Here is an 11,259-nt window from a genome sequence, read left to right as displayed (position 1 = left end):
GCGAGGCGGGCGGCGCGAGCGGTGCGGGTGGGATGCACGGCGCGTCCGGTCTGCGCGGCGGAGGCCGCAGCTCGCGCCCGACAGAAGACGCGGGTCACAGTGCCCGCAGCCGGGGGGCGAGGTCGCGGGCGAACAGCCGCTGCGCGCGCAACTGGTCGGCGCCGGGAGCGTGGATGAGCAGGTCGGTGAACCCGAGACGCACGTAGTCCGCGATCTCGGCGACCACGGCGTCGGGGTCATCGCCGACGATCCACCGCTGCACGACCGTGTCGAGGGGCAGCGCGTCGGCGGCTGCGGCGAAGTCGTCGGGACTCGTCAGCGTCGACTTCTGCTCGGCGCTGAGCGACAGCGGCGCCCAGAACCGGGTGTCTTCCCGCGCCCGCGCGAGGTCTTCGTCGTACGAGAGCTTCAGCTCGAGCATCCGCCGCGGGGCGGGGGCTGCGGTGTCGGCGCCCGCGCCTTCGCCCGCTCGCTCGGCCGCCCCGGCGGCGAAGGCCGGCAGCAGGTCGTCGGCGTAGAGCCCGCGCCCCTTGCCCGAGGTGCAGATCAGTCCGTCGCCGTCGCTCCCGGCGAAGCGGGCAACCTTAGGACCGCCCGCGGCGACCAGGATCGGCACGGGCGTCTCGGGCAGGTCGGCGATCGTGGCATCCGTCGCCCGGTAGTACTCCCCCGCGAAGGTGACCCGCTCGCCCGTCCACAGCGCGCGGATCAGGGTGAGCGCTTCGCGCAGCCGGGCGAAGCGCTCGGCGAACGGGGGCCAGTCGCCGACGCCGCCGGCGGCGATCTCGTTGAGTGCTTCGCCCGTGCCGACCCCGAGCCAGACGCGGCCGGGGTGCAGGCAGGCGAGCGTCGCGACCGCCTGGGCGACGACGGCGGGGTTGTAGCGAAAGGTCGGCGTCGTGACGCTCGTGCCGATCTCGACCCGATGGGTGCGCTCGCCGACCGCCGCCGCCCACGCGAACGCGAACGGCGCGTGCCCGCCGAGTCCGTCGGCGGTGGCGGGCCGCCACGGCAGAAAGTGGTCGCTCGTGGCGACGAAGTCGAAGCCGTGGTCTTCGGCGGCGACGGCGAACTCGACCAGCGCGCGCGGCGCGAACTGCTCGGCCGACGCCTTGTACCCGAGCCGCACGGTCATTCGTCGTCCTCGACGTCGGGGCCGGATGCCTCGGCGGTGCCCTCGTCGTAGCCGTCGGCGTACCCCTGCGCATAGGCCTCGTCGGTGCCGAGGCGGAACAGGTCGTCTTCGGCTGCGCGGGCGATCGAGCGGGCGCCGGGCAGGTCGAGGCTGCCGACCATCTCGGCCGCCCCGCGCACGATCGCCACGGGCAGCCGGCGCGTCTTGCCCTTGACGAGGTCAGCCGCGGCGGCCAGCTCGTCGGCGAGGCACGGCCGGGTGACGCGCAGCGGCCGTCCCGCGGCGTCGACCTGGCCGGCGAGCTCGTCGAACACGCGGATGCCTGCGGCTCCGATCGCGACGTCGGTCTGCCCGTCGCGCCAGGCCCGGCCGAGGGTGTCGCTCAGGATCACGCCGATGGGCCCGCCGGTCGCCGCGCCGAGCGCCTCGGCGAGTGCGCGCGCCGAGGCATCCGGATCGATCGGCAGCAGCAGCACGGTGCCGGGCGCGGCGTTCGACGCGTCGATGCCGGCCGAGGCCCCCACGATGCCGAGCCGGCTCTCGACGATGCGGGTCGCGCCGCCGCCCGCGCGCTCGCGAGTCGCCACGGTGCGCACCGTCTCTTCGGCGAACGCGGCGTCACGCAGCTCCTCGGGACGCACGCGTCCCTCGGCCTTCGAGACCACTTTCGAGGTCACGACGACGACGTCGCCCGCCTCGAGAGGTGTGCCCGCACGCTCGCACGTAGCGAGCACGAGCGCGGCGAGATCGTCGCCTTCGGTCACCTCGGGAATGCCGCCGGGGGCCCAGATCGAGAGCATGTTCGAACTCTTCCACATCTGCGCCGCGCCGCACCTCTCCCCCTCTTCGCGAGGGGTCGCGACACGCGGCATCGCGCGCGCCGGGCACCGCGTGTCGCGACCCCTCGCGCACAAGGGAGGGAGGGGAGGGAGCGCGCTAGTCGAGGACGGGGACGGTTGCGGCGACGTCGCGGTCTTCTTCGGTCGCGACCAGCTGGCCGCACGCGCCGTCGATCTCTTTGCCGCGGGTGTCGCGCAGGGTCGTGGGGATGCCGGCCTCGTTCAGCCGCCGCACGAACTCGTTCTGCACGTCGGGCTCGGATGCCGTCCACACCGATCCGGGCGTCGGGTTCAAGGGAATGGGGTTCACGTGCACCCAACCGCGACCGCGGTCGTTGAGCTTGGATGCCAGCAGGTCCGCCCGCCACGCGTGGTCGTTCATGTCCTTGATCAGGGCGTATTCGATCGAGACGCGGCGGCCGGTCTTCTCGAAGTATCCGCGCGCCGCGTCGAGAGCCTCATCGACCTTCCAGCGCGAGTTGATGGGGATCATCTCGTCGCGCAGGCGGTCGTCGGGCGCGTGCAGCGACAGCGCGAAGGTCACCGGGATGTCTTCGGCGGCGAGCTTGTTGATCGCGGGCACGAGCCCCACCGTCGAGACCGTGATGCCGCGAGCGCTCATGCCGAGACCGTGCTTCTTGTCGACCATCGTGCGGACGGCCTGCATGACCCGGTTGTAGTTGGCGAGCGGCTCCCCCATGCCCATGAACACGATGTTCGTGACGCGCTCGTCGGCGTGCCCGACCCGGCGGGGGTCGCCGAGCCCGCCGTCGGCGATCAGCCGGTTGGCGCGCACGACCTGCTCGACGATCTCGGCCGCCGACATGTTTCGGGTCAGCCCCGCCTGGCCGGTCGCGCAGAACGGGCAGTTCATGCCGCACCCCGCCTGCGACGACACGCACAGCGTGATGCGGCCCGGGTAGCGCATGAGCACCGACTCGACGAGGGCGCCGTCGTGCAGTTTCCAGAGGAACTTGATCGTGTCGCCGCGGTCGGTCTCGAGTCGGCGCACCTCGGTGAGCAGGTTCGGCAGCATTTCGTGCACGAGGTCGTCGCGACCGGATGCCGGGAGGTCGGTCATCTGCGCGGCATCCGACGTGTAGTGCTGAAAGTAGTGCTTCTCGAGCTGCCCGGCGCGAAAGCCCGGCAGACCGAGGGCTTTGACCTTCTCGACGCGCTGCTCGGGGGTCATGTCGGCGAGGTGCGCGGGCGGCATGCCCTTCTTCGGCGCGGCGAACTGCAGGAGGGGTTTGCCCTCGGCATCCACCTTCTGGGTCCAGCCCTCCGTCCGCGGGCGCACCTGACGCGGCGTCTCGCGCGGTGTCGTCGAGCGGACGGGGGTGGATTCAGTCATGACTCCAGGGTACGGGCTACCGGCTGGACGACCGCCGGATTCACGGCGCACGAGCACTCCGAGCCAGACCCGCCAGCACCGCCGCGACCGCCCGTAGACTTCCTCCATGCCCGATGAGCCGCGCTCCACCTCTGTGAAGCGGGTGTCGGTGCACAAGGTGATCAACAACGTCGTCGTCTCGATCGACGAGTCGGGGCGCGAGCGGGTGCTCACGGGCCGCGGCATCGGATTTCAGCTGAAGCCCGCCGACGCGGTCGATCCGGCCAAGGTCGAGAAGACGTTCATCCTCGACGAGGGCGAGGCCGGCGAGCGCGAACTGCGCATGCTCGACGACATCCCCTACCCGGTGATCGAGTCGGTCACCCGCGCCACCGACGCCGCCGAGCGCTCTCTCGGTCGCGCACTCGGGCGCGGGTTCGCCCTCGCCGTGCTCGACCACCTGCAGTTCGTGCTCGAGCGGCTCGAGAAGGGTGTGCGCATTCCCGCAACCTCCATGCCCGAACTGCGCGTGCTCTACCCCGCCGAATACGCCGCGGCAACGGAGATGACCGCCTCGATCGCCGCCTCGCCGCGCGCCCGCCCGCGCGCGCTGGCGAGGGGTCGCGACACGCGGCATCCGGGATGCGCCGCGCCGCGTGTCGCGACCCCTCGCGGGTGACGGCGGGGCGAGGACGGGCACGAGCGGGTGAGAGAGGATGGTCAGGTGAGCGAAATCGACACCACACCGCGCATCGTGTTCATCGACGTCGACGGCACGATCCTCGAGCACGGCTCGGTCATCGCCCCCTCGACCGTCACGGCGATCCGCTCGGCGCGGCGAGCGGGGCACACCGTGTACCTGTGCACGGGGCGGTCGGCCGGTGACATCCACCCCGCCGTCCGCGAGATCGGCTTCGACGGCGTCATCAGCAACGGCGGGGCGTTCGCCGTGCGGATCGACGACGACGGCACGGAACGGCCGATCGCCGCGCACCTCATGCCGCGCGCACTGACCGACCGCATGCTCGGTTATTTCGAAGACCGTGGCATCCACTACTTTCTGCAGACCGACGACGCGGTCTACGCCTCGCCGGGCATCGGCGCCGCGGCCGACGAGTTCTTCCGCCAGCGCCGCGACCGGCACGCCGAAGACCTGCGGGCCCTCGGCCTCGACGACGACGATGCGCCGCTGCCGGCGATCAGCTACCGGCCGCTCGGCGAGGTCGACCTCGACCAGGTCGTCAAGGCGACGTTCATCAGCGCCGACTCCGACACGCTCGCGCGCGCGCAGGCAGACCTCGGCGACGCGTTCCACGTGATCCCCGGGTCGATCCCCATGCCGGGCGGCTCGAACGGCGAGATCGCGCAGCTGGGCGTCAACAAGGGATCGGCGATCGTCGAGGTGCTCGACGCGCTCGGCCTGGATGCCGCGGATTCTGTCGGCATCGGCGACAGCTGGAACGACGTCGAGATGTTCGAGGTCGTCGGCACCGCCGTCGCGATGGGCGGCGCCGACCCCGAACTGCAGGCTCGGGCCGACTTCGTCACAACCGGCGTGCTCGACGACGGCGTGCACGGCGCCCTCGTGCGCCTCGGCCTGGTCTGACCCCGCCCCTCGCTTCTCTCCCCACCTCTTCCCGCGAGCCGCTATCTTCTGGCCGAGCCGCTACGTTTCGGCAGGCCATTTCGTAGCGGCTCGACCGAAACGTAGCGGCTCGCGGTCGAGAAAGGTGGAGGAAGAGGGGGATGCCTCAGAGGAAGATGTCCGGAAACAGCTCAGAGTCGGGGGTGCCGGGCACGGCGGCGTAGCCGGAGAAGTCGGTGACCCCGGCATCCCGCAGCACGTCCTCGACGATGAGCGTCTGGCCGGTGTACTCGCGTGCGGGCTTCGTGAGCACCTCGTACGCGGCGTCGGCGTAGACCTCGGGCGTGCGGCTGACCTTCATCATGCGGTCGCCGCCGAGCGCGAACTGCACCACGGCGGTCGCGATCGTCGTCTCGGGCCAGAGGGTGTTCGCGGCGATGCCGTCGTCGGCGAATTCGGCGGCGAAGCCGAGCGTCGCCAGCGTCATGCCGTACTTCGCCATGGTGTACCCGGTGTGGGCGCCGAGCCAGCGCGGCGTGATGTTCAGCGGCGGCGAGAGCGAGAGGATGTGCGGGTTCGGGGCATCCTTCAGAATCGGCACGGCGGCCCGCGACAGCATGAACGTGCCGCGGACGTTGACGTCCTGCATGAGGTCGTACTTCTTCGCGGCGAGGTCGAGCGAACTCGACAGGTCGATGACCGACGCGTTGTTGATGACGATGTCGATGCCGCCGAACTCGCCCTGGGTCGTCAGCACCGCCTCGGTGATGTCGTCGTCGTTGCGCACGTCGCCGACGATCGGCAGGGCGTGCCCGCCCGCCGCTTCGATCGCGGCGGCGGCGGTGTGCACCGTGCCCTCGAGCTTCGGGTGCGGGGTGTCGGTCTTCGCGATCATCGCGATGTTCGCGCCGTCGCGGGCCGCGCGCAGCGCGATCGCGAGGCCGATGCCGCGGCTGCCGCCCGACATCAGGATGGTCTTGCCGGCGAGGCTTGCGTCAGCCATGTCTGTCTCCTTCGTGTCCCACTCGGGGCGTGCGTTGTCCGTTTCCCACTCGGGGCGGGCGTTGTCCGTGTCCCATTCGGGGCGGCGGTCGTCCCAGAAAAGGTCGTTTCAGGCATCCGATCTCGACCGTTTCTGGGACATGCGGCGGTCAGGTCTGTGAGCTCTTGCGGGATGCCTGGGCGAACGCGGCCACGCGCGCGGCCGCGTCGGGGGTGTCGAATCGCGCGCCGATCGTCTGCGCCTCGTCGGCGAGGTTGTCGGCGAAGGCGCGGCGCGCACCCGCCCGGATGAGGCGCTTGGCCTGCCCGAACGCCGCCGTCGCGTTCTCGAGCCAGAACGACGCGACCTCGCCCGCGCGGGCGGCGGGGTCGGCGGAGAGCTCGGTCACGAGCCCCCAGTCGAGCGCGGTCTCGGCATCGATCGTCTCGTCCTGCAGTAGGAGGCGCAGCGCCCGGGTCTGCCCGATCGCCGCGGGCAGCAGCGTCGAGACGCCGAGGTCGGGGCTCAGACCGATGTTCGCGTACCGGCTGACGAACTTGGCGCGGGGCCCCGCGACGATGTAGTCGGCCGTGAGCATGAGGCCCAGGCCGCCCCCGGCAACGGCGCCCTGCACCGCGGCGACGACGGGCTTGTCGGCTTCGACGAACGTGCGGATGCCGTCGTGGATGATGCCCGCCATCTCCGTCACATCGGCGCCCGAGGCCCCTGAGGTCGACATCTCGATGACGTCGCCGCCCGCGCAGAAGGCCGGGCCCGCGGCATCCATCAGCACCGCCCCGACGGTGTCGTCGGACGTGATCTCGTGGGCGAGGTCGCGCCAGCGGCGCCCCATCTCGAACCCCATCGCGTTGAGCGAGGCGGGCCGATTGAAGGTGACGCGCGCGAGCGCGCCCTCGCGGGTGTACAGAATCGAGTCGGTCATGGGCGGGTCTCCTTCGTCGGGCGCACTGTATTCAGTCCGGTCGAAACGGCCACGCTGCCGCGCCCGCGGGATTGCGCTGCCGCCCTGCCTGCAGCGCGTCGCGCAGACTGAGGACGGTACGCGGCGGCGGGCCGACCGGCCGGGCTCACTTCGGCGCCATGCGGATCGCGCCGTCGAGGCGGATGGTCTCGCCGTTGAGGTAGCCGTTGCGGACGATCTCGAGCACGAGCGAGGCGTATTCGTCAGGCCGCCCGAGCCGCTGCGGGTAGGGCACCTGCTGGCCGAGGCTCTGCTGGGCCGCTTCGGGCAGGCCCGCGAGCATCGGGGTCTCCATGATGCCGGGGGCGATCGTGCACACGCGGATGCCGTAGCGGGCGAGCTCGCGCGCGATCGGCAGCGTCATGGCGTGCACCCCGCCCTTGGATGCCGAGTAGGCCGGCTGCCCGATCTGGCCGTCGAACGCGGCGACGGATGCGGTGTTGACGATGACGCCGCGGTCGCCGCCGTCGGTCGGCTCGGTCTTCGCGATGGCGGCGGATGCCTGGGAGATGACGTTGTACGTGCCGATGAGGTTGACACGGACGATCTTCTCGAAGTGGGCGAGGTCGGTGGGCGCCCCCTCGCGGTCGAGCACCTTCGCGGGCGGGGCGATGCCGGCGCAGTTGACGACGACGCGGAGGGGGCCGTGCTCGCCCGCGGTGGCGACGGCGGCGGCGACCTGGCCCGGGTCGGTCACGTCGGCGGGGGCGAACGTGCCCCCGATCTCGGCCGCGCGGTCGGCTCCGGGAGATGTGGGCAGGTCGACGATGACGACGTGCGCTCCGGCGTCGGCGAGACGGCGGGCGGTCGCGAACCCGAGTCCGCTCGCGCCACCGGTGACGAGGGCGGATGCTCCGCTGATGTCCATGTGTGCTCTCCTTCGAACTCCTCGTCCAGCCTAGGCGATGGGATCGGAGTACCAAAAGCACAGACACCCAGTCCCACAGGATGGAGGCGGTGGCGCCGCCGTCCGATACCGCGTTGACTGGAGCGCATGGACGTGAGGATCAAGCGCGTGTACGAACCGCCAGCACCCGACGACGGCTTCCGTGTGCTCGTCGACCGGCTCTGGCCGCGCGGGCTGTCGAAGGAGCGCGCCGCGATCGACCTGTGGGAGAAGGACGTCGCACCGTCCGACGCGCTGCGGACGGCGTTCCATCACGGGGGCCTGCCGTGGCCCGATTTCGCCGACCACTACCGCGCCGAGCTCGCCGGCGCGCCGGCGCTCGACGAGCTGCGTCGCACCGTCGCGGACCACACGACGACAACCCTCCTGTACGCCGCCCATGACGAGCAGCACAATCAGGCCGTCATCCTGCAACACCTCCTCACGGACGCCGCGTGAGCACCCCCTCCGCGGATCTGGCCGTTCCCGCCCGGGTCCGCGCGCGCTGCACGAGGCCCTCCCCGTCGACGACTGCCCCTTCGACTGGTCCCTCCCGACGCGGATCGTGGATGTCGACGGCCGCGTGCTCGCGCACGTCGACCTCGGCGCGCTCGGCGTCGCCGACCGCTGGGCTGACATCGCCGTCGCCGCGATGAGCACGACGCGGAACTGCGGGCCCGGGTGGGAGCGCACGCTCATCGACGCGTACGGCATCGCCCCCGACAGCGAGCGTCTCGCGTACTACCGAGACCTCTGGAACGCGACGTGACGGCGCGGCAGGATGACCCCATGACCCACCCGCTGATGTTCGACGAGGCCGATCCGCTGCTCGGTCGAGTGCGTGGCATCCACCCGCGAATCACCACTCGTGCTTCGAATCACCGTCGCTTTCGCGCGAAACGCGTGGTGACTCGCGAAACGCGTGGTGACTCGCGAAACGCGTGGTGACTCGCGGAGCGGGTGGTGACTGGCGGAGCGAGCGGCGGCCCGCCACCTGAACGCGCGAACGCGCGGCATCCTTCCCCCCGGATGGATGCCGCGCGTCCGCGGTGTGCGTCAGGTCAGCGCACGTCCTCGTTGACCCAGTCCATCGACTTCTGGACGGCCTGCTTCCAGAGGCGCAGCTGACGCTCCCGCTCCTCGACGTCGTCGTTGGGCGTCCAACGACGGTCCTCCTGCCAGTTGGCGCGGAGTTCATCGAGGTCGTTCCAGAACCCGACGGCGAGGCCCGCCGCGTACGCCGCCCCCAGGGCGGTGGTCTCGGCGACCACCGGGCGCACGACAGGCACGCCGAGGATGTCGGCCTGGAACTGCATGAGCGTGTCGTTGGCGATCATGCCGCCGTCGACCTTGAGCTCGGTGAGGTCGACGCCCGAGTCGGCGTTGACCGCATCGAGCACCTCGCGCGTCTGGAAGGCGGTCGCCTCGAGGGCGGCGCGGGCGAGGTGACCCCGGTTGGCGTAGCGCGTCAGGCCGAGGATCGCGCCGCGGGCGTCGGGACGCCAGTACGGGGCGAACAGACCCGAGAACGCGGGCACGAAGTACACGCCGCCGTTGTCTTCGACGGTCGTCGCGAGCGCCTCGACCTCGGGCGCACTCGTGATGATGCCCAGCTGGTCGCGCAGCCACTGCACGAGCGACCCGGTGACCGCGATCGATCCCTCGAGCGCGTAGTGGGCGGGCTCGTCGCCGAGCTTGTAGCCCACCGTCGTCAGCAGTCCGTTCTCGCTCTTGACGATCTCGGTGCCGGTCTGGAAGATCAGGAAGTTTCCGGTGCCGTAGGTGTTCTTGCTCTCACCCGCGTCGAACGCCGCCTGACCGAACGTGGCCGCCTGCTGGTCGCCGAGGATGCCCGCGACGGGCGTTTCGCGCAGCAGCGACGTGTCGCGCGCTTCGCCGTAGACCTCGCTCGAGGAGCGGATCTCGGGCATCATCGAGCGCGGCACGCCGAAGTCGGCGAGGATGTCGTCGCGCCACTCGAGCGTCTTCAGGTCCATGAAGAGCGTGCGCGAGGCGTTGGTGACGTCGGTGGCGTGCACGCCGCCTTCGGGGCCGCCGGTGAGGTTCCACAGCACCCACGTGTCGGTCGTGCCGAAGATGAGGTCACCCGCCTCCGCCTTCTCGCGCGCACCCTCGACGTTCTCGAGGATCCAGGCGATCTTGGTGCCCGAGAAGTACGTCGCCAGGGGCAGCCCGACGATGTCCTTGTACTTCTCGACGCCCTCGTCGCCGGCGAGCCGGTCGACGATCGGCTGGGTGCGGGTGTCTTGCCAGACGATCGCGTTGTACACCGGGATGCCGGTGTTCTTGTCCCAGACCACCGCGGTCTCGCGCTGGTTGGTGATGCCGATCGCGGCGATGTCGTGGCGGGTGAGGTTCGCGCGACCGAGCGCGATACCGATCACCTCGCGCATGTTGTCGCGGATCTCGACCGGGTCGTGCTCGACCCAGCCGGCGCGCGGCATGATCTGCTCGTGCTCCTTCTGACCCACCGAGATGATCGATCCCTTCTTGTCGAAGATGATCGCGCGGCTGGACGTGGTGCCCTGGTCGAGGGCGATGATGTAGTCGGCCATGGTGACTTCCTTGTCTTTCGGGTTGGATGCCGGTTGTTACGGATGCCGGTTCTTGCGGATGCCGGGCGTGATGGATGCCCGGGTGTTGCGATGTTCCCCGTCGCCGGTCAGCCGGCGAGCGTGATGAGGTGCAGCATGACGGGCGCGGCGAAGGCCGCGAGCGCGCCACCGATGAGCGGGCCGACCACCGGGACCCACGCGTACGACCAGTCGCTCGAACCCTTGCCCTTGATGGGCAGCACGGCGTGTGCGATGCGGGGGCCGAGGTCACGGGCGGGGTTGATCGCGTAACCGGTGGGGCCACCGAGCGAGGCGCCGATGCCGACCACGAGCAGGGCGACGGGCACGGCCGTGAGCGGGCCGAGGCCTCCGGGAACGCCGACCTGCACGTCGCCGTAGTCGGCGAACGCGAAGATCACGAACACGAGCACGAAGGTGGCGATGATCTCGGTGACGAGGTTCCAGCCGTAGGAGCGGATGGCGGGGCCGGTCGAGAAGACGCCGAGCTTGTTGGCCGGGTCGGGCTCAGCATCGAAGTGCTCTTTGTAGACCAGCCAGCAGAGCACGGCACCGATGAAGGCACCGACCAGCTGCGCCGAGACGGCGACGAGGAACTGCACGCCGCTGATCTTGCCCGCGATGAGCAGGCCGAGCGAGACGGCGGGGTTCAGCTGCGCGCCCGAGTACGCCGAGACGAGCACACCGGCGAACACCGCGAGGCCCCAGCCCCAGTTGATCATCAGGGTGCCGCCGCCGAGGCCCTTGGACTTGGCGAGGATGACGTTGGCGACAACGCCGCCACCGAGCAGAAGCAGCATCGCCGTTCCCACGAGTTCGGACAGGAAATAGAGTCCGAGGTTCACTTCTTGCATGTCGACATTGACCTTTCAGCAGGGTGCGCGAGCGACGCCGCCGCGCAGAGGATGTTCGCCTGAGGATGG

The 11,259-nt window shown here is 70.6% G+C and carries 12 protein-coding genes and 1 pseudogene; 5 read left to right on the top strand and 8 right to left on the bottom strand.

Annotated features, from left to right (window positions below):
- Positions 1-94: 94 nt before the first annotated feature.
- The 3 genes from fgd to rlmN all read right to left on the bottom strand — a co-directional run bounded on the left by fgd (position 95) and on the right by rlmN (position 3,328).
- On the bottom strand, positions 95-1,135 hold the full coding sequence (fgd, locus tag G3N18_RS10845) for a glucose-6-phosphate dehydrogenase (coenzyme-F420) (RefSeq protein ID WP_196384278.1): 1,041 nt from the start codon (positions 1,133-1,135) through the stop codon (positions 95-97).
- Positions 1,132-1,935 (bottom strand): coenzyme F420-0:L-glutamate ligase, encoded by an 804-nt coding sequence (cofE, locus tag G3N18_RS10840; protein WP_196384277.1) that lies wholly within the window; start codon positions 1,933-1,935, stop codon positions 1,132-1,134. The genes fgd and cofE overlap by 4 nt, the downstream gene beginning before the upstream one ends.
- Before the next feature lie 136 nt (positions 1,936-2,071).
- Positions 2,072-3,328: a dual-specificity RNA methyltransferase RlmN gene (rlmN, locus tag G3N18_RS10835; protein WP_196384276.1), complete on the bottom strand. Its 1,257-nt coding sequence runs from the start codon at positions 3,326-3,328 to the stop codon at positions 2,072-2,074.
- A 106-nt stretch (positions 3,329-3,434) separates the two neighbouring features.
- Between rlmN and G3N18_RS10830 the strand changes: the two genes are divergently transcribed.
- Complete coding sequence (locus G3N18_RS10830) at positions 3,435-3,986, top strand: CAT RNA binding domain-containing protein (RefSeq protein ID WP_196384275.1); 552 nt, start codon at positions 3,435-3,437, stop codon at positions 3,984-3,986.
- A gap of 45 nt (positions 3,987-4,031) precedes the next feature.
- The gene (locus G3N18_RS10825) at positions 4,032-4,913 is read left to right on the top strand and encodes a Cof-type HAD-IIB family hydrolase (RefSeq protein WP_338038500.1); all 882 of its coding nucleotides are present in this window, start codon (positions 4,032-4,034) and stop codon (positions 4,911-4,913) included.
- A gap of 145 nt (positions 4,914-5,058) precedes the next feature.
- Here G3N18_RS10825 and G3N18_RS10820 read toward each other — a convergent pair whose 3' ends face one another.
- From G3N18_RS10820 to G3N18_RS10810, 3 genes are all read right to left on the bottom strand, one after another.
- The gene (locus G3N18_RS10820; RefSeq protein ID WP_196384274.1) at positions 5,059-5,895 is read right to left on the bottom strand and encodes an SDR family oxidoreductase; all 837 of its coding nucleotides are present in this window, start codon (positions 5,893-5,895) and stop codon (positions 5,059-5,061) included.
- 148 nt (positions 5,896-6,043) lie between these two features.
- Positions 6,044-6,817, bottom strand: a complete 774-nt coding sequence (locus G3N18_RS10815) for an enoyl-CoA hydratase/isomerase family protein (RefSeq protein ID WP_196384273.1) — start codon at positions 6,815-6,817, stop codon at positions 6,044-6,046.
- A gap of 145 nt (positions 6,818-6,962) precedes the next feature.
- A complete protein-coding gene (locus G3N18_RS10810; protein ID WP_196384272.1) occupies positions 6,963-7,724 on the bottom strand; it encodes an SDR family NAD(P)-dependent oxidoreductase in 762 nt (253 codons plus the stop codon).
- A gap of 126 nt (positions 7,725-7,850) precedes the next feature.
- Here G3N18_RS10810 and G3N18_RS10805 point away from each other — a divergent pair, with 126 nt between their 5' ends.
- The 3 genes and pseudogenes from G3N18_RS10805 to G3N18_RS10795 all read left to right on the top strand — a co-directional run bounded on the left by G3N18_RS10805 (position 7,851) and on the right by G3N18_RS10795 (position 8,690).
- Positions 7,851-8,201, top strand: coding sequence for a DUF488 domain-containing protein (locus tag G3N18_RS10805; protein ID WP_196384271.1), 351 nt, complete (start codon positions 7,851-7,853; stop codon positions 8,199-8,201).
- 109 nt (positions 8,202-8,310) lie between these two features.
- Positions 8,311-8,511: pseudogene (locus G3N18_RS10800) on the top strand (aminoglycoside 3'-phosphotransferase); the annotation flags it as partial.
- 20 nt (positions 8,512-8,531) lie between these two features.
- Positions 8,532-8,690: a hypothetical protein gene (locus G3N18_RS10795; protein ID WP_196384270.1), complete on the top strand. Its 159-nt coding sequence runs from the start codon at positions 8,532-8,534 to the stop codon at positions 8,688-8,690.
- Positions 8,691-8,803: 113 nt separating this feature from the next.
- Here G3N18_RS10795 and glpK read toward each other — a convergent pair whose 3' ends face one another.
- Together glpK and G3N18_RS10785 are read right to left on the bottom strand one after the other, a co-directional pair.
- Positions 8,804-10,318: a glycerol kinase GlpK gene (gene glpK, locus G3N18_RS10790; RefSeq protein WP_196384269.1), complete on the bottom strand. Its 1,515-nt coding sequence runs from the start codon at positions 10,316-10,318 to the stop codon at positions 8,804-8,806.
- A 107-nt stretch (positions 10,319-10,425) separates the two neighbouring features.
- Positions 10,426-11,190 carry an MIP/aquaporin family protein gene (locus tag G3N18_RS10785; RefSeq protein WP_196384268.1) on the bottom strand — a complete coding sequence of 255 codons (765 nt, stop codon included), beginning with the start codon at positions 11,188-11,190 and terminating at the stop codon, positions 10,426-10,428.
- Positions 11,191-11,259: the final 69 nt, after the last annotated feature.

It is taken from the genome of Microbacterium paulum (assembly GCF_015707995.1).
In the GTDB taxonomy this organism is placed as follows: Bacteria; Actinomycetota; Actinomycetes; order Actinomycetales; family Microbacteriaceae; genus Microbacterium; species Microbacterium paulum.
Note: the sequence above shows the minus strand (reverse complement) of the source record. Positions and strands in the feature narration are given on the sequence as shown.

What these genes read in the sequence shown, in the direction of transcription:
- G3N18_RS10820 (WP_196384274.1), bottom strand. Translation starts at nt 5,895, where the DNA reads ATGGCTGACGCAAGCCTCGCCGGCAAGACCATCCTGATGTCGGGCGGC.
- cofE (WP_196384277.1), bottom strand. Translation starts at nt 1,935, where the DNA reads ATGCTCTCGATCTGGGCCCCCGGCGGCATTCCCGAGGTGACCGAAGGC.
- rlmN (WP_196384276.1), bottom strand. Translation starts at nt 3,328, where the DNA reads ATGACTGAATCCACCCCCGTCCGCTCGACGACACCGCGCGAGACGCCG.
- G3N18_RS10785 (WP_196384268.1), bottom strand. Translation starts at nt 11,190, where the DNA reads ATGCAAGAAGTGAACCTCGGACTCTATTTCCTGTCCGAACTCGTGGGA.
- fgd (WP_196384278.1), bottom strand. Translation starts at nt 1,135, where the DNA reads ATGACCGTGCGGCTCGGGTACAAGGCGTCGGCCGAGCAGTTCGCGCCG.
- G3N18_RS10815 (WP_196384273.1), bottom strand. Translation starts at nt 6,817, where the DNA reads ATGACCGACTCGATTCTGTACACCCGCGAGGGCGCGCTCGCGCGCGTC.
- G3N18_RS10805 (WP_196384271.1), top strand. Translation starts at nt 7,851, where the DNA reads ATGGACGTGAGGATCAAGCGCGTGTACGAACCGCCAGCACCCGACGAC.
- glpK (WP_196384269.1), bottom strand. Translation starts at nt 10,318, where the DNA reads ATGGCCGACTACATCATCGCCCTCGACCAGGGCACCACGTCCAGCCGC.
- G3N18_RS10795 (WP_196384270.1), top strand. Translation starts at nt 8,532, where the DNA reads ATGACCCACCCGCTGATGTTCGACGAGGCCGATCCGCTGCTCGGTCGA.
- G3N18_RS10830 (WP_196384275.1), top strand. Translation starts at nt 3,435, where the DNA reads ATGCCCGATGAGCCGCGCTCCACCTCTGTGAAGCGGGTGTCGGTGCAC.
- G3N18_RS10810 (WP_196384272.1), bottom strand. Translation starts at nt 7,724, where the DNA reads ATGGACATCAGCGGAGCATCCGCCCTCGTCACCGGTGGCGCGAGCGGA.